At 46.7% G+C, this 16,419-nt stretch carries 15 protein-coding genes; 9 read left to right on the top strand and 6 right to left on the bottom strand.

All coding sequences use genetic code 11. The features are described from left to right. The first annotated feature begins 213 nt into the window (after positions 1-213). The 5 genes from V1358_RS07450 (at position 214) to V1358_RS07430 (ending at position 3,815) form a co-directional block, all read left to right on the top strand. A complete protein-coding gene (locus tag V1358_RS07450) occupies positions 214-981 on the top strand; it encodes a DUF2982 domain-containing protein (RefSeq protein WP_347393081.1) in 768 nt (255 codons plus the stop codon). Between the two features lie 14 nt (positions 982-995). After that, complete coding sequence (locus V1358_RS07445) at positions 996-1,328, top strand: hypothetical protein (RefSeq protein ID WP_347390396.1); 333 nt, start codon at positions 996-998, stop codon at positions 1,326-1,328. Between the two features lie 60 nt (positions 1,329-1,388). After that, positions 1,389-3,050 carry an Lcl C-terminal domain-containing protein gene (locus V1358_RS07440; RefSeq protein ID WP_347393080.1) on the top strand — a complete coding sequence of 554 codons (1,662 nt, stop codon included), beginning with the start codon at positions 1,389-1,391 and terminating at the stop codon, positions 3,048-3,050. Positions 3,051-3,061: 11 nt separating this feature from the next. Then, on the top strand, positions 3,062-3,568 hold the full coding sequence (locus V1358_RS07435) for an Lcl C-terminal domain-containing protein (protein ID WP_347393079.1): 507 nt from the start codon (positions 3,062-3,064) through the stop codon (positions 3,566-3,568). An 85-nt stretch (positions 3,569-3,653) separates the two neighbouring features. Then, a complete protein-coding gene (locus tag V1358_RS07430) occupies positions 3,654-3,815 on the top strand; it encodes a hypothetical protein (RefSeq protein ID WP_347390399.1) in 162 nt (53 codons plus the stop codon). Positions 3,816-3,826: 11 nt separating this feature from the next. Here V1358_RS07430 and V1358_RS07425 read toward each other — a convergent pair whose 3' ends face one another. Beyond that, positions 3,827-5,176: a substrate-binding periplasmic protein gene (locus V1358_RS07425; RefSeq protein ID WP_347393078.1), complete on the bottom strand. Its 1,350-nt coding sequence runs from the start codon at positions 5,174-5,176 to the stop codon at positions 3,827-3,829. A 177-nt stretch (positions 5,177-5,353) separates the two neighbouring features. Between V1358_RS07425 and dinB the strand changes: the two genes are divergently transcribed. From dinB to V1358_RS07410, 3 genes are all read left to right on the top strand, one after another. Beyond that, positions 5,354-6,406, top strand: coding sequence for a DNA polymerase IV (dinB, locus tag V1358_RS07420; protein ID WP_347393077.1), 1,053 nt, complete (start codon positions 5,354-5,356; stop codon positions 6,404-6,406). A gap of 151 nt (positions 6,407-6,557) precedes the next feature. Beyond that, complete coding sequence (locus V1358_RS07415) at positions 6,558-8,252, top strand: carbon starvation CstA family protein (protein WP_347390402.1); 1,695 nt, start codon at positions 6,558-6,560, stop codon at positions 8,250-8,252. Between the two features lie 114 nt (positions 8,253-8,366). Next, entirely contained in the window at positions 8,367-9,908 is a 1,542-nt protein-coding gene (locus V1358_RS07410; RefSeq protein ID WP_347393076.1) for a M17 family metallopeptidase, read from the top strand. A gap of 64 nt (positions 9,909-9,972) precedes the next feature. Here V1358_RS07410 and V1358_RS07405 read toward each other — a convergent pair whose 3' ends face one another. Together V1358_RS07405 and V1358_RS07400 are read right to left on the bottom strand one after the other, a co-directional pair. Then, positions 9,973-11,607 carry a methyl-accepting chemotaxis protein gene (locus V1358_RS07405; protein ID WP_347393075.1) on the bottom strand — a complete coding sequence of 545 codons (1,635 nt, stop codon included), beginning with the start codon at positions 11,605-11,607 and terminating at the stop codon, positions 9,973-9,975. 129 nt (positions 11,608-11,736) lie between these two features. Further along, positions 11,737-13,968 (bottom strand): S9 family peptidase, encoded by a 2,232-nt coding sequence (locus V1358_RS07400; protein WP_440589871.1) that lies wholly within the window; start codon positions 13,966-13,968, stop codon positions 11,737-11,739. Between the two features lie 90 nt (positions 13,969-14,058). Here V1358_RS07400 and V1358_RS07395 point away from each other — a divergent pair, with 90 nt between their 5' ends. Further along, on the top strand, positions 14,059-14,451 hold the full coding sequence (locus tag V1358_RS07395; protein WP_347390405.1) for an HIT domain-containing protein: 393 nt from the start codon (positions 14,059-14,061) through the stop codon (positions 14,449-14,451). Positions 14,452-14,495: 44 nt separating this feature from the next. On the opposite strand, the gene V1358_RS07390 is transcribed toward V1358_RS07395, so the two are convergent. The 3 genes from V1358_RS07390 to panB are packed head-to-tail and all read right to left on the bottom strand — an operon-like array spanning position 14,496 to position 16,412. Next, positions 14,496-14,726, bottom strand: a complete 231-nt coding sequence (locus V1358_RS07390) for a hypothetical protein (protein ID WP_347390406.1) — start codon at positions 14,724-14,726, stop codon at positions 14,496-14,498. A gap of 26 nt (positions 14,727-14,752) precedes the next feature. Beyond that, positions 14,753-15,604 (bottom strand): pantoate--beta-alanine ligase, encoded by an 852-nt coding sequence (gene panC / locus V1358_RS07385; protein WP_347393074.1) that lies wholly within the window; start codon positions 15,602-15,604, stop codon positions 14,753-14,755. Positions 15,605-15,617: 13 nt separating this feature from the next. Beyond that, positions 15,618-16,412: a 3-methyl-2-oxobutanoate hydroxymethyltransferase gene (gene panB, locus V1358_RS07380; RefSeq protein ID WP_347390408.1), complete on the bottom strand. Its 795-nt coding sequence runs from the start codon at positions 16,410-16,412 to the stop codon at positions 15,618-15,620. Positions 16,413-16,419 lie beyond the last annotated feature (7 nt).

Here is a 16,419-nt window from a genome sequence, read left to right as displayed (position 1 = left end):
TTTAGTTAATTAAAGCTCAAAAAGGTGTGAGCTTAGTTTACGACTTTGTTGAACAACACACAGACCGCCAGTCCTGTATTTTTGTGCATTAGCCGAAAAACTGGGTCTAGCAGCAAAAAATACAGGCGTTTGTTGTTAAATTTAATCCAAACGTTCTATTTGGCTCGTAATTTAATACACTCACTACATAGCAATGGATCAAATTAACCACCAATGACATCAGCTAACTCGTCACCACCTGAGCAGAACCATCACAGCGAACCATTTAGAGGTGCCAAAATTAGAGCGCATGGGGCGCGCTTCGGTACCCAAACCTTGCTCATCAGTGGTGTGTCTTTGGTGGTATTGGTCACCTTTATACAGCTGCGCCCTGGTGAGATCTGGTTAGCTGAGATTTTTTTGTTGAGTGCCGCGTTGGTGGGGATGCTCGTTGGCTACTTAAAATTACGCGAGCCTTTTTTTAGTCTATTTCTCGATAATCATAAACTTAGCTATAATCACAAGTACGGATGGTGGCAATTAAACGCTAAAAACCTTGAGCGGGTGGGGGTGCCAAATATTCATCAATTTGAGCAAACAATTGACCTCAATGTTGTGGGTCTCCGTTTGCGTGATGAAGATGAGTTTTTACAGCGTTTGTCACCGCGTCTAGCTGGCCGTTTGTTAGTTGAGCAACGCCACTATCTGATGCAAGCAATTAAAGCTTATTGCCACGATGGTAAGGAGTGTCCTCCTCACTGGTTGGTCGAGGATACAGAGTACACCAGTAAAAACGGGTACAAATATACTGGATTATTGGCTATGTTTGCTAATAGAATGAATAACTTAAATTTTTTGACCGGATATGACATCTTGATACCCGCTTCAGTGTTGGATCGAGATATCTGGGAATTTAGCTATTTACTGCACCGTTGGCAGCAAGATCCTGAACATACGGTACGCAAACTAAATGAAGAGCTCAGTTCCCAAGGTGGTAAGTGATATAGGAATCTCTCATGAGCGATGAAAGAGCATTTATAAAAAGTGGTCGTAATACCATTATTCATAAAGTTAAAAAATTAGACTTAGTCATCGTTAATGGGGAAAACGACCCCCGTATCAAGGTCACGCTAAACGGTCTTGAGCCTTTCAAAGAGCCATTGCCAAAAAATCGTCGCGAAGCACGCGAGCGATATTTGGAGATGGTCTACATTGCTAGCCCTGATGTATTCGCCGAGGAAAAACGCTTGTTGTTTATTCAAGCGCTCGATGGCAAGGAATATAAAGTGGACTATTCCAAAGTCGGCACCAAGATGTTTGTGCGTATTCATCAGGACAGTTATTTGTAGTGATCCTGCTTTGGCACTCAACTTGCTTTGAAAATACACTGCTCTTATTTGGAATAAATAATGACCTACAAAGCAATATGTAGCCTGACTACCGTATTGTGCCTTGCGTTAAGTGGTTGTGGCGGCGGATCGGATGAGAGTCCAACGGAAAACGCCAGTGTTAACGCAGGCCAAGACATCAACGCGGTTGAAAAATCTGACATTACCCTCAGCGCCTTAGTTTCGCCGACAGGTGGCACGTTTCGGTGGCAACAGTTAACCGGTCCGGCAATCACAGGTTTACCCTCGACTGAAGCCGAAGTTGCTTTGACCTTGCCCGATATTAAGGCTGATGCGCAGGTGCAGGTAGAAGTGCAGTACCGAGCACCCGACACCACTTTAGTTACCGACACTGTGGTAATCAATATCGCTTCAGACAACCAACTGCCGCAAATCATAATCACGCAAACCGCCCCGGAACAATTGCCCTCGCAATATGGTGACACCATAGTGATCAGTGCCGCTGCAACCAGCGATCCTGATGAAAATGGACACATAGCAAGCTTTACTTGGCAACAAACTGCCGGAGTAAATGTGAATGCCAGCGGCACCAATACCTCAGATATCAGTTTCACCCACCCCTTGTTGGATGAGCACACCACGTTGTCTTGGCACCTAGCTGTCATTGATGATGAAGGGGGCGAGGCAAGCAGTGAGTTTTCTCTATCGTTGGCGAAAACAGCGCAAGTGGTCATTGCTAACGCAGGTAATGACCAGCAGGTCGCTGAGTTCGAAATCGTCACTTTGGATGCTCAGCAAAGCCAAACTGTGAGCGGGCAGTTCTCCTGCTTTTGGGAGCAAATTAGTGGCACTGCAGTGACTTTAGCGAATAGCAATCAATGTACAACCAGTTTTATTGCACCTGACATAGAACGGACACAGGAGCTGACTTTCAATGTATCGGTCACTGACGAGAAAAGTCGCAGTGATACCGACTCGGTGATGATAATCGTTGATAAAAAGCCTCTTGGTTTACTCAATGACACGGGGATGAGTACCTGTTTCAACAATAGCCAAGCGATCAGTTGCGACAGTGCAGATTTTCAAGGGCAAGACGCGCAACTAGGCCGCGATAGCGTCGCTGATCGCCTTGATAAAGTTGGACGCGGGGACATGGCGTTTGATTTTACCAAGCTTAATGAATTTGCCGATGAACTACCCGATGACGCAACATCCTTTAGCTGTGTGCGTGACAACATCACCGGATTAATCTGGGAAGTTAAACAAGCGAGCACCAATACATTGCCAAATACCTCACTACGTGAGGCGCACAATCATTACACTTGGGCATTTGATGATGGCTCTGGCGACCTTGTTGGTAGTGTGCGTGGCGCCGCTAATAGCACTTGCCCAAGTGATGTCGATTGTTCGGCACAGACCTATGTAAACGAAGTGAATGCCACTAACTATTGTGGTGGCTCTAACTGGCGACTGCCAAACTATATCGAATTACAGAGCATCTTGGATTATCAACGCCATGGTCAATTACAAATGCTCAGCCCTGACTTGTTTATCAATTTGCCAGATTATGCACAGCTAGGGCACCTTAACTATTGGACGTCACGTACCAGTGTCGACGGGCAATCCTTGTCTCAAGCGTTCATTCTCGATATGCGTTCAGGCAATGATTTAGCTTACCCCAAAGCGAACACTGCCTATGTCCGTTTAGTGCGTAATCCATAGGAGAATTGGCTATGAAATACCTTATTATCACCAGCGCACTATTATTCAGTGGCTCAGTGATGGCGCAAACCTGTTATTCACTGCCACAAAGTACGCCTTTAGAGCGTTTTGAAATTAAACTCGATGGCACGGTTGTGGATACGCAAACAGGGTTGATGTGGCAACGTTGTAGTTATGGCCAGAGTTTTGATGCCGATACACAAACATGCACGGGTTCAGCGCAACAGCTCACATGGCAACAAGCGTTGCAAAGTGCGCAAACGGATAGCTTTGCACAGTACGACGATTGGCATTTGCCCAATGCCAAGGAGCTTGCATCGATAGTTGAGCACAACTGCGTCGAACCGAGTATTAATCTCGGTGTGTTTTTAAGTGCTAGCAATGATAATTATTGGAGTAGCACATCAGCCATTACCCCTGCTAATCATGCATGGGTGTATGAATTCTACAGTGGTAAAAATAGCCTTCATGACAAAACCTCGGACGTGTTTGTGCGACTAGTTCGCTTCCAGCAATAACTGCTTACACTTTAGTACCGACTGTTTATTGTACGCTTTGATAGGGTTCGGTACTCTCAAAGTTCAGTAGGTAGGGAGGTGGACTATGACAGTTCGGAAATACTTGTGGCTTTGGGCGTTGCCACTGGCACTCATTTGCTACGCAGTGGGGGCTGAAAAAGGGCTGCTGGCATTGTTAGTCCTCGGTGTTTTTTTAGAAGGTGCCTTTTGGTTGGGGTTGTTTCGCCGCAATAAGAAAAAGGGGTAGCGGCGTTTTAGTTATCGCGTTTGTGAAGAAACGTTCTGGGTCTCTATAGTGCTCGGTGTAAATTCATGTAGATTCACCGTAATAATCCGCTGCAGTTCTAACAGCAATGGGTCTAGCTTATTGTTGATGACATGATTAAGACGAAATGAGCGTAATGTGACGACGTTAAAGTCTTTTAAGTATTGTTCACTTTCACCTTCAACGGTCGAAAAAATAGCGTATTCTACATCTCTTCTTTTGAGCAATTGGGGCGTACGGTCGAGTTGCTCGTTAATAATTACTTTCGCTTGAATATCAAATTGCGCTAAGGATTCTAGGGTTCCTCTGGCGGTCAATATTTGGGCATTAGGGTTACTCAGTACGGCCAAGTTGCACGGCACATCTTTGTCACATAACAATATATGTTCGCCCGAAGCCAAACTGGGTTCTACCACGGTCACATTGCCAAACTGCGCCATGTTAGCACCCAAGCGCACGACATCTAAGTCGGTTAGACCAGCATTGAGCAATACCAAACCACGTCGTGCCGGAACTGGTTCGAGTTTCACCTCTATGCCCATGTCGGCATAGGTTTTTTCTATAAGCTTGATAAAGGGCTCGACCCCCGGTGTTTTAATATAAGTGCCGACCACTTGTGTGGGTTTTTTAAAGTCCTCTTTGTGTGCGCTTGGCCCCAATATCAAGTCGTTTAGTGCAGCCAACTTAGCTTGGTTATGCTCGTTGTTTTTTAAGGCGAGTACCAAAGGGACATCGGCAAACTGCGTGATCATTCGCAATTGTTTGGCTTGTTGTTCGCCGGCAACATGATTGACGACCTCTGGGGTCGCTAAAATCAGATCCACACTGCCTCTGTTAAGCATGGAGACCAGTGCTTGTTCGGTGGGGGCATAAAAAACGGTGCTGTGATATTCATCCAGTACCGACTGAATGTGCTCTGGGTAAATGTAACTGGACACAACCCCCACTTTGTATTGCTCAAACAAGTGCACTAAGTTGCGATATTCGATGGTGTTTTTTTGGAGTGTAATAAGCCCAAGAGGTGAATAACTTAACGGCTGTGAAGCAATAAATCCTGATTTTACTTCAGAGGGCCACGCAGGGTAGTAGCCTATGTACTCATCTGCCGCTGCCATAGTTTGCGCTTGTTCCCAGGGTAAATAATCTACTTCGAGGGTGATGCCTTGCGCTGAGAGTAACTCACGCAATTGTGCGATCGCTTCGCCTCCGTTTTCCATCTCAGCACTGGCATAAGGGGGCCAGTCAAGGGATGCAATTTTCCATACCGTGGTAGTTGCCCAAGCAGGCATAGTAAGCAGCAGGAGCATAAAAATCACAAAAGAGTGAAGGTGTCCTTTACCCATGAGTAACACGCCTTTTCAACGAGAGGCTGCATGCGAGGCTGCAGCGAATATCTTTGAGTATAACAGTTGACCTCAAACCTGCTTTTATTGTTTTATACAGTGTTTTGTACAGTATTTTGTGGCGTGTTAACTTTGAATCTGCGATGATATAGCAAACGACTTGGTGTAGTTCGAGCAATGAAAAAATTTATCCATATTGATATGGATTGCTTTTATGCCGCAGTGGAAATGCGTGACAATCCCAAATTAGCTAATGTGCCATTGGCCATAGGGGGTAATAGCCGTCGTGGCGTGTTATCAACCGCTAATTACGTCGCGCGCCAATATGGTGTGCGCTCAGCTATGTCGAACTATCATGCCAAGCAATTGTGCCCAAACTTAGTCATTGTGCCTGGGCGTATGCAGGTTTACAAAGAAGTCTCGCAGCAGATCCGTGCTATCTTCCGTCGCTACACCGACCTCATTGAGCCCTTATCGCTGGATGAGGCCTACTTGGATGTCACCGATGTTGATGCCTGCAAAGGCAGTGCAACCTTGATTGCACAACAGATCCGCCAAGAAATCTTCGCGCAAACAGGACTCACTGCCTCCGCAGGCATAGCGCCTATCAAATTCATTGCCAAAATTGCCAGTGATGAGAATAAACCAAACGGTCAATGTGTGATTACTCCACAACAGGTTCCTACTTTTTTGGCCGAGCTCGACCTTAAAAAGATTCCGGGTGTGGGGAAAGTAACGATTGAAAAGCTCCATACACAAGGTCTCTTCAAAGGTCAGGACGTGCTGGATAAAGGCATGAGCTGGATGCAGTTACACTTCAGTAACTTTGGCGCTTCGTTATATCAAAAATGTGCAGGCCAAGTGATCGGCACCGTGCGCACAGAGCGGGTACGTAAATCCCTCAGCGTTGAACATACCTATGAGTACAATAAAACCTCGTTAGAGCAGTGTCAGTTAGCATTGCCTGCTTTGCTCGAGGAGTTGACCCTCCGCCTTGAAAAACAGCAATTGATGGGGCGCATTAACAAGTTGTCTGTGAAGGTCAAATTTGCAGATTTTCACGTAACGACGGCTGACCAAAGTGGCCAACGCTTAAATATGGATGTGTTCGCGGCGTTGTTAGCGAAAGCCTATGAGCGTGGCGTAACCCACGAAGTACGCTTGTTAGGGTTGGGCGTCGGAATAGACAATTCAGCAACAGAAGCATTGCAGTTAAGCATCTTAGACTAAAGCGGTAGTGAATTTTTACACTATGCTGATAAGGTAAATCTGAGTTTTTGCGCTTTTGCGCTCGTGCTAAAGGGTATGGATATAAAACAGGCCCTAGGTTAAGCGTTTCGACGCCAAACCATTGTGACAACAAAAACAAAGAGAGAAGACTATGCAATCAGTTGTTATCGTCTTGCTTGGAATCGTCGGCATGCTGTTTGGCTGGTTCGTGTATTCTAAGTTCATAGCAGAAAAAATCTTTAAAATGGACGACAAGTTCGTTACTCCAGCTCACGAATTGCAAGATGGTGTGGACTACATCCCCACTAACAAAGTGGTTCTATGGGGACACCATTTTACTTCCGTTGCAGGTGCTGCCCCGATAGTTGGCCCTGCGATTGCCGTGTATTGGGGGTGGGTACCCGCGGTACTTTGGGTGGTATTCGGGACCATCTTTTTTGCTGGTGTGCATGACATGGGCGCCTTGTGGGCGAGTGCCCGACACAAGGGTAAATCCATGGGAGCTTTGTCCGAGAGCGTAATCGGTAAGCGTACACGCTCTTTGTTTATGATTGTGGTGTTCCTTGTACTGTTGATGGTGAATGCGGTATTTGGCGTGGTCATTGCCAACTCATTTGTTTCCCAGCCTAATGCGGTGTTTCCTGCTTGGGCAGCCATTGTTGTGGCCTTGATAATTGGCCAGCTATTGCATCGCAAAATGCCACTGATTCCGCTGTGCGCCATCGGTGTAGGGGTGCTATATGCGACCATCTACATGGGCAGTTCAATGCCAATCTCGCTGCCGACAGAAATGTTTGGCCTTGCTGACAAAGCGAACTGGATTATTATCCTCTTTATCTACGCGGCGATAGCCTCGTTATTGCCGGTCTGGATGCTTCTGCAACCACGTGACTTCATCAACGGTATGCAGTTGCTGGTGGGCTTAGTGCTGCTTTATGGCGCGGTATTTATCTCTATGCCTGATATCACGGCTCCGGCGTTTAACACGCAAACAGCGGTTGATACCCCGAGTATTATCCCCTTACTCTTTGTGACCATTGCCTGTGGTGCTGTATCAGGTTTCCACGGTATTGTGTCTTCGGGCACCAGTTCGAAGCAGTTAGATAAAGAAACCGATGGTCGTTTCGTTGGTTATTTAGGCGCTGTGGGTGAAGGCTGTTTAGCATTGATTACCCTAGTTGCGGTCAGCGGCGTAGCGCTCGCTGTGTCCCCAGAGGAATGGCACGAAATCTATAGCCACTTAGGGGCGGGCAGTGTCGGAGCATTCATCACAGGTGGTGCCAATCTTATCGAAAATGGCTGGGGTATTTCGACCGAAGTCGCGTCGACCTTACTCGCGGTCATGGTGGTGTTGTTTGCCGGTACAACCATGGACTCAGGGGTGCGCTTACAGCGTTACATCATCCAAGAGTGGGGTGAAATCTACAACATCGGTGCACTTAAAAATGGCATTTTGGCTACCTTAGTTGCCGTGGGATGTTGTTTGCTACTAGCGTTTGGTGCGGGCGGCTCATCGGGCAGTGGTGGCATGATCATTTGGCCGTTATTTGGCTCTACAAACCAAATTCTAGCGAGCTTAACTTTGCTTGTTATCTCGGTGATGCTTATTAAGGCAGGTCGTCCGGCTAAATACACCCTGATCCCTATGGTGTTTGTACTTACCATGGCATTCTTTGCGGGGGTTATTAAGCTGGCGGAGTATTATCAGCAGGGCAACTGGTTATTGGTAACATTGGATGCCATTGTACTGATTGTAAGTATTTTGGTAATGCTTGAAGCGTGGTCTGTCATTGTTGCTCACAAGCAAGATGGCAATAAAGAAGAGCAAGATTCGTCGCAGGCGTAAGCTCACCTTGCCACTGGTAATTTACAGGCTGTGGAGACTCCTTTAGCCTAGCTAGTAAAGGCGTAGTAAATCACCGATAATAAAGGTCCTTTGTATTAGATTAGGACCTTTTTTATGTCTTTCGCCCACGCACTTTCTTGCGCAAATTTAGAGGCCGTCACCCGCAGTGGTCAATATGATGCGTTGATCATCATTGGCAACCGTATTGATTCTTTGCCTCAGCCTTTCATGGATGTGTTGCAGCAAAGCAGCGCAGTCGACAGTCGTATTGGTCAGCAGTGCACTTTGGTGGTTTCAGAGTCTGCACCGGCACAGCGTCTTATTTTCGCACCTACAGGACCATTGAATCGTGATTACGACGATGTGCGTCGCGTGTTCAGTGCAGCAAAAGCCGCGATTGATGTTGCAAAGCAAGCAGGCAGTGTGAAGCCAGCTCTTTATGTGCACGGCATTAGCGAGCTACCCGGTTATGAATTTGCCTCTGAAGTGGCTTTTCTAGGGGCAAACCAAGCTCTGTGGCAACCACTAGAAGCGCGCGAGCATCACGGTCAAGCTATCTCACCTATTCAGGAAATCGGTGTTGTTGGCGCTGACGATACGCAAATCAAAAACATGAACGCCATTGCAGCAGGTCAATACGCCGCGCGTGATTTGTGCGGTACAGAACCAGAGCGCATGGCACCACCACGTTTTGCAGATTACTGTGTTGAGTTATTTGCAGGCACAGCGGTGAATGTTAAAGTTATCAGCGACATCGCAACTATCGATAAAGACTACCCGCTACTGAGCACCGTAGCGCGCGCATCTTATGTAGTTGAGCGTCATCACCCGCGTGTTGTGAAACTAGAGTACGTACCGCAAGGAGATGTAGAGCGTACACTTATCTTCGTCGGTAAGGGCCTTGTGTATGACACTGGTGGTGCTGACTTAAAAGTGGGTGGCTTCATGGCGGGCATGAGCCGTGACAAAGGCGGTGCAGCATCGGTTGCAGGTTTCCTTAAAGCGGTTGCTGAGGCACAACCAAAAGGCGTTAAAGTCATCGCCTACTTGGCGGTTGTACGTAACTCAATCGGTTCTGATTGTTTTGTACCAGATGAAATTATCACTAGCCGTGAAGGTGTGCGTGTACGTATCGGTAACACCGATGCTGAAGGTCGCTTAGCGATGGGTGACTTATTGAGCGAAGCCAAAGACCTTGCTAAAAACGAAGTGAACCCAGAAATTTTCACGGTAGCAACGCTGACTGGTCACGCAGCTCGTGCAGTTGGACCGTATAGCGCCTATGTTGAAAATGGCCCTGCGCGTGCAGCGAAGTTGTCGCAGCAGTTGGTTGAGCATGGTGATTTGTGGGCGGACTGTGCGGAAGTGTCACGTTCACGTCGTGAAGACTATGACTTTGTGAAGCCACGCACTTTGGCTGATGATTTATTATCAAGCAACAATGCACCATCGGCGGTAACCGCACGTGGTCACCAATTCCCAATGGCATTCTTAGCGATTGTATCGGGTCTTGATAAGCATGGTTTAGACAGCGATAAACCATTACCGTATGTACACATGGACATTGCTGGCAGCGGCGTTGAAGGTGGTGATTGGCAACATGGTAAACCAACGGCGCCAACCGTTGCAGCCTTGTTTGCAAAATACTGCCGCTAGCTAATAGCTTCGCGCAAATAAAAAGCCACGGTGATCACCGTGGCTTTTTTAATCGTTCGTTTATTTAAATTTTAAAACGTTTGACGATGCTGTCGAGCGCGGTACTCGCTCGTTCTAAATTGTCACTGGCTTGTGTTGATGCATGCATACTGGCAAGGGACTCACTTGTTGAACGGGCCAAATCATTTAAGCGTTGCGATACTTCAGTCGAGGCCTCATTTTGTTGCTCTGTAGCTCGTGCTATGTGAGCATTCATTTCACCAATGCTATCCACAAGGCGGCTGATTTCATCAAGCGCTTCTGTTGTAGTTGCGGTAGATGATACGGTACTTTGCGAAATACTTTGGCTATTTTGCACAGCTTGCACGGCTTTGGACGCACCTTGTTGTAGCTGCTCTATCATAGCTTGAATTTCATCAGTGCTCTGTCCGGTGCGACTTGCAAGGGTACGTACTTCATCGGCAACGACCGCAAAACCTCGCCCTTGCTCGCCAGCACGTGCCGCTTCAATCGCTGCGTTGAGTGCCAGTAGGTTGGTTTGCTCCGAGATCCCACGAATAACATCGAGTACGCTGCCTATGTTGTTACTTTGGTTAGCGAGTTGCTCCACAACGGTAGCGACTTGTTCGATTTGCATGCTCAAGCGCTTAAAGGCTTCGATGGTGTCATCAACGGCAGATTTGACTTGGCCAGTGTAATCATTGGCTTGATTGCTTGCCTGTTCGGCATTGCTTGCATAATCACTGATGTCTTTCACTTGATGGCTGATTTCTTCCATGGCCGTGGCAACTTGCGCAGAGCTATCGCTTTGTAACTCGATGCTTTGGCGATTTTGTGACACGGTATTTTGCAGTGATGCAACTTGCTCACTCACCGTTAATGATTGCTCGTTCACCGCGCTGATAGAACTGCGCATTTTCTGCGTATAGTTGTTGAAATATCGAGCAAGATCAGCAACTTCATCCTTGCCGTCTTCATTGAGTGATTGTGTTAAGTCACCTTCGCCTTGGGCGATACTTTTCATCATTTGTGCAGCGCTGCTGATGGGGGTGACAATACTCTTGGCAATCAGATAGCTTAAGGCAATGAGAATAACGGCAATAATGAGGGAGACAACTATAAGGGTGTTGCGGCTGGCGGCGTGCTCAGCATTGATGTTGTCGATATACACCCCAGAACCGATAATCCATCCCCAGGGTTTAAAGCCTTTTACATACGCAATCTTATCAACAGGGTCGTCATAACCCGGTTTTGGCCATTGATACGGCACAAAGCCGTCGCCTTTACTTTTGACTAAAGTAGCCATTTCCACGAACAGCTTAACGCCATTGGGGTCTTGGGTATTAGCTAACGATTTACCGTCTAACTCGGGTTTGAAAGGATGCATCACCATGGTAGGGGAATCGTCATTGATCCAAAAGTAATTTTCACCATCATAACGAAGCGAGCGAATGGTGGAGAGTGCGCTTTGTTTTGCTTGCTCAGCGCTCATTTCGCCATCACGAGATTGTTGGTGAAAGTGCTGGGCAATGCTGTGTGCTGTTTCAACAAGATTCTGTGTTTTCTCGTACTGGCCTTTGAGCAGTGAATCATAGCTGTTGCTCAAGGTGGTGATCACTAAAGCTAGTAGCCCCAACAGTGCGACAAAGATCACCAGAATTAGCCGTTGGTAAATACTAAATTGACGAAGTTGCTGCATAGCCTCGCTCCCATACTCATAGTGAATAAAGTGTAGTTTAGAGGCGGGAATTTGCGAAAGGTATTGTCGTTAAGTCTATGATAGGAATTAAAAAGGCCGGTTTAACCGGCCTTTTTTAGTGAGCTGTACCTACTTCTTTTCCATCTCAAAATGACGGTTGAAGAAGTCGGTAATAGTTTGATGCAGGTGCGTTTGCACTTTCTTACCACGCAAGCTGTGCTTTGAACCTGGGTAGGTCATCATTTCAAACGGCAGGGCTTTGTCTTGCAGTTGTTTGAACAGCTTAGTGGCGTGCGTGAATAGCACGTTATCGTCCGCCATACCGTGATAAATCATCAATGGGCCTTGTAGACCATCTACGTATGGGAACACAGCGCTTTGCTCATAACCTTTGGCATTCGTTTGTGGGTGACCAAGGTAGCGCTCGGTGTAGTGTGTGTCATATAGAGCCCAGTCAGTCACTGGCGCACCTGATACACCTGCTTTGAAGTAATCGCCCGCTTTGAACATCGTCATCAACGCCATGTAGCCACCATAGCTATGACCGTAAATACCAATGCGTTGTGGGTCTACATAATCAAGCGTACGCAGGAACTCAACGCCTTTGATTTGGTCGCGTACTTCTGCTTCACCTAGATGTTTGTAAATTACGTCTTCAAAGCGCTTGCCGCGGTTGTAAGAGCCTCGGTTATCAAGTTGGAACACTACGTAACCTTGTTGCACCATGTATTGGAAATACAAGTTCTTGCCACGCCAGCTATTCGTTACACGTTGTGCATGAGGGCCACCGTATACATTCACCATCACTGGGTGCTTTTGCTTTTTGTTTAACTTGCGCGGTTTAAACAAACGATAATGCATCACTTGGCCATCTTCAGCCTCAATAGTGCCGTACTCAGGCTCAACAAGGTCACTCAAGAAAGGTGTAAGTGGGTGAGAGTCATTCAGCTCATTTTGCTCAAGCCAAGTGATGAATTCACCATTGGCTTTGCGCAGTGCCACATAAGGAGGGCGGTTAACCGATGATGCGCTGTCGATAAAGGTTTGTTGATCGTCAGCCATTACTACGCTGTGGTACTCACCGCCTTGAGTGATGCGAGTAATGTCGCCCTGCTCAAACAATGGTGTGCTGTAAAGGTGGCTTTCAAGCGGAGTGTCTTTGCGACCAGCAAAGTAAATCACGCCTTTATCTTCATCTACGCCTTTAATTGACTCAACTATCCACTCACCAGAGGTAATTTGGCGAACTAAAGTTCCGTCAGTTTTGTAGAGGTAAAGGTGTTTAAAGCCATCACGCTCTGAAGCCCAAACGAAATGCTTTTTGTCTTTAAGGAATTTCAGGTCGAAATGCAGATTGATCCACGTGTCACTGGTTTCTTTAAGCGCAACTTTTTGTGATTTTGTTTCGCTGTTGTAAAAACGCAGCTCTAGGTTGTGCTGGGCACGGTCCTGCCACTGATAGGCAAGCGTTTTGCTGTCTTTTAACCAGTCAGCCCGAGCGATATAGATATCTTTCTCTTCACCTAAATCAACCCAATCTACTTTTTGGTCGTTAAGTGTCACCACACCCAACTCAATCTCAACGTTGTCGGTTCCCGTAAATGGGTAGCGTTGATTGAATAACTTTACTTCTTCGGCATAAATTTCATTACGAATGGCTTCTTCAACTGGGCTTTCGTCGATACGGGTGAAAGCGATTTTGCTTTCATCACCTGACCACCAATAACCCGTCATTCGGCCCATTTCTTCCTGCGCTACGAACTCTGCCATACCGTTTTTGATTACGCCGCCACCGTCTTTGGTAAGCTGGATCTCTTTACCGCTGTCTAGCGCTAGCGCAAATAAGTTTTGCTCACGGATGAAAGACACAAAGTTACCTTTTGGCGAGAAACGCGCATCGGTTTCAAATGCTTCAGTGTCTGTTAGCTTACGGCTTTTACCGGTTGCTAATTGGTAGTAGTACAAGTCACCGTTGAGTGGGAACAATAAAGCTTGGCCGTCTTTGGACCAGGTGTACTCTAAAATACCGCGACCAAAGATACGTTGGCGCTCACGGCGTGCTTTTTCTTCATCAGACAAGGTTTCTGGGCCAGAAAATAGCGCTTGCGAGTCAACTAAAAGACGGTTGGTATTGTCTTTTAAGTTGTATTCCCACAAATCGTAGCGGTTGTAGTCTTCTTTTTTACCTTGTAGGTAAGTAACACGGCTACCATCTGGTGAAAACTTCAATTTCACCGGAGCAGAACCAGCAAGGCTTGGGTCATCAAAGATACGCTCAAGCGTTAGCTCTTTTGCATTTGCAACTGAGCACACAAGGCCAGATGCAAGCGCAATTGATAAGTATTTGGTTGTTTTAGACACGGGTAAACCTTATTGTTGTATGCATGTGCCCGATGGTACTCATGCACCAGCGTCAGCGCAACTTTATGCCACCAAACTACAGGAGTTCACATGTTTACCTTGGCACCGCAATTACAAAATGACTGTATTGAATTGGCCGACTGGCCCTTGTGTAAAGTGTTATTGATGAATGACAGCCAATATCCGTGGTTTATCTTGGTTCCACGCAAAGAAGGGCTTAAGGAAATTATTGATTTGAGTGAGCAAGAGCAAATCGTGTTGACGCAAGAGTCAGCAAAGTTAAGTTGTATGCTTAAAACCATCTTCACGCCAGACAAACTCAATATCGCCGCTCTTGGCAACATGGTGCCACAACTGCACATTCATCATATTGTTCGTTTTAAAGAAGATGCCGCATGGCCTAAGCCTGTGTGGGGAGTGTTGCCGAGTAAGCCGTATACGGATGATCAGGTAGCAAAGATAAAAGAGGCAATGAACTTTTAAGTAGAAATGTTGCGACGCAGTAAGAAAACTGCGTCGCGCTGAGATCAATTAATATTGTCGAGCTTTTGCGCTTGCTCTTTACAGCGATTGTAGACTTCCTGACATTGAGCAACGCACACTTGGTTGGTCATGCTTTCATCCACTGTGCTGTTATTACAGCTATTTTCACATTGGAAATTTTGTTGTGCACACTGGTTAAGTTCAGGGCTGTTTACCGAGTTTTGGCAACCACCGAGTAGTAGACCGAGTGTTAGTGCTAGCACAGCTTTATTCATCACATCACCTTGTTTTTATTGGTTCCTTAACTCCAGTCTAACGTCAAATTATCGATAAGTCTCACTTTATCCAAAAATGCCGCCGCTAAAATAACCAGTTGCTGATCGTCAGCGTGAGGTGCTTTTAAGGTGTTGCGCTCAGCTACACTGAGGTAATCCACTTTCAGGCCGAGTTCTTCAATTCGGGCAATGGCTTGCACTTCTAGCGCAGCATAATCACGTTGCCCTGATTGAATTTCTTCTTTCATCCAGTTCAGCGTTTTGAACAAGATGGCGGCTTGCTGTTTTTGCTCTTCGCTCAAGTAACCGTTGCGAGAGCTCAGTGCAAGGCCATTCACGTCGCGCTGTGTTGGCACACCTATTACTTCAACAGGAATAGCCAAGTCGAGCACCATGGTTTTAATTACTTGTAACTGCTGGAAGTCTTTCTCGCCAAAGCAAGCAAAGTCAGGTTGCACTAGGTTAAACAGTTTTGTGACCACTGTTGCTACACCGCGGAAATGGCCAGGGCGAGAGCCGCCGCAGTAACCCATTGACACACCTGGTACATCAACGAAGCTTTGTGCATCAAGGCCATTGGGGTAAATGGTTTCTACAGTCGGTGTAAACAGGTAATCAGCACCACGTTCACTCAAGCCTTGTTGGTCTTGAACTAAGGTGCGTGGATACGCATCCAAATCTTCATTGGCACCAAATTGCATGGGGTTAACGAAAATACTCACCACTACTTTGTCTGCCAGCGTTTTCGCTTTATCAACTAAAGAGAAGTGACCTTCGTGTAAATTGCCCATGGTGGGCACGAATGCCACGCTCAGACCCGCTTGACGCCATGCCTTGATTTGGCTTCTTAATGAACGGATTTCACTCGTTGTTTGCATCTACTAACTTCGCTTAATTGAACTCATGCTCAGGGCCTGGGAATGCCCCTGACTTAACATCATCACAGTACTTCTTCACTGCATCGGGCATATTGCCCGTGTCGAGCAGGAAGTTCTTCGAAAATTTCGGGATATAACCAGCTGAGATACCTACCAAATCATGCATTACTAAGATTTGACCATCAGTATCTTTGCCTGCGCCAATGCCGATTGTTGGAATCGAAACCGCTTCAGTAATGGCCTTGGCAAGCACACTTGGAATACATTCCAGTACCAATAGTTGTGCGCCCGCAGCTTCTAGTGCTTTAGCGTCAGCTATCATCTTATCTGCTTGTTCTTTGTCACGGCCTTGAATTTTAAAACCGCCAAAAACATGCACAGATTGAGGGGTAAGGCCAAGGTGACCACACACAGGCACGCCCTGTTGCGTCAAGGCGCGAATGCTGTCGTACAACCATTCACCGCCTTCAAGCTTAACCATATTGGCGCCTGCACGCATTAATTTCGCCGCGTTTTCGCAGCTCTGCGTCACATTGGCGTAGGTCATAAACGGCATATCTGCGATAACAAACAAATCGCGGCTACCGGCGCGTACGCACTTGGTGTGATAGGCGATATCGTCGATGCTCACAGCTAAAGTATCATCACCGCCTTGTAACACCATGCCTAAAGAGTCGCCGACCAATACCGCGTCAACGCCGTTGTCTGCAAACAGTTGTGCGAAACTTGCGTCGTAAGCAGTTAATGAAGTGATTTTTTCACCGTTTTGCTTCTTTTTGAGCAAGGTTGATACTGAAATCTTCGCCATTAGCTTT

Origin of the sequence: Pseudoalteromonas pernae (assembly GCF_039831865.1) — a bacterium.
GTDB lineage: Bacteria > Pseudomonadota > Gammaproteobacteria > Enterobacterales > Alteromonadaceae > Pseudoalteromonas > Pseudoalteromonas pernae.
The sequence above is the reverse complement of the archived record's forward strand: the minus strand, read 5'-3'. Positions and strand labels throughout refer to the sequence as shown.

What these genes read in the sequence shown, in the direction of transcription:
- panB (WP_347390408.1), bottom strand. Translation starts at nt 16,412, where the DNA reads ATGGCGAAGATTTCAGTATCAACCTTGCTCAAAAAGAAGCAAAACGGT.
- V1358_RS07410 (WP_347393076.1), top strand. Translation starts at nt 8,367, where the DNA reads ATGTCTTTCGCCCACGCACTTTCTTGCGCAAATTTAGAGGCCGTCACC.
- V1358_RS07415 (WP_347390402.1), top strand. Translation starts at nt 6,558, where the DNA reads ATGCAATCAGTTGTTATCGTCTTGCTTGGAATCGTCGGCATGCTGTTT.
- V1358_RS07390 (WP_347390406.1), bottom strand. Translation starts at nt 14,726, where the DNA reads ATGAATAAAGCTGTGCTAGCACTAACACTCGGTCTACTACTCGGTGGT.
- V1358_RS07445 (WP_347390396.1), top strand. Translation starts at nt 996, where the DNA reads ATGAGCGATGAAAGAGCATTTATAAAAAGTGGTCGTAATACCATTATT.
- V1358_RS07435 (WP_347393079.1), top strand. Translation starts at nt 3,062, where the DNA reads ATGAAATACCTTATTATCACCAGCGCACTATTATTCAGTGGCTCAGTG.
- V1358_RS07395 (WP_347390405.1), top strand. Translation starts at nt 14,059, where the DNA reads ATGTTTACCTTGGCACCGCAATTACAAAATGACTGTATTGAATTGGCC.
- V1358_RS07440 (WP_347393080.1), top strand. Translation starts at nt 1,389, where the DNA reads ATGACCTACAAAGCAATATGTAGCCTGACTACCGTATTGTGCCTTGCG.
- V1358_RS07405 (WP_347393075.1), bottom strand. Translation starts at nt 11,607, where the DNA reads ATGCAGCAACTTCGTCAATTTAGTATTTACCAACGGCTAATTCTGGTG.
- V1358_RS07450 (WP_347393081.1), top strand. Translation starts at nt 214, where the DNA reads ATGACATCAGCTAACTCGTCACCACCTGAGCAGAACCATCACAGCGAA.
- V1358_RS07430 (WP_347390399.1), top strand. Translation starts at nt 3,654, where the DNA reads ATGACAGTTCGGAAATACTTGTGGCTTTGGGCGTTGCCACTGGCACTC.
- V1358_RS07425 (WP_347393078.1), bottom strand. Translation starts at nt 5,176, where the DNA reads ATGGGTAAAGGACACCTTCACTCTTTTGTGATTTTTATGCTCCTGCTG.
- panC (WP_347393074.1), bottom strand. Translation starts at nt 15,604, where the DNA reads ATGCAAACAACGAGTGAAATCCGTTCATTAAGAAGCCAAATCAAGGCA.
- dinB (WP_347393077.1), top strand. Translation starts at nt 5,354, where the DNA reads ATGAAAAAATTTATCCATATTGATATGGATTGCTTTTATGCCGCAGTG.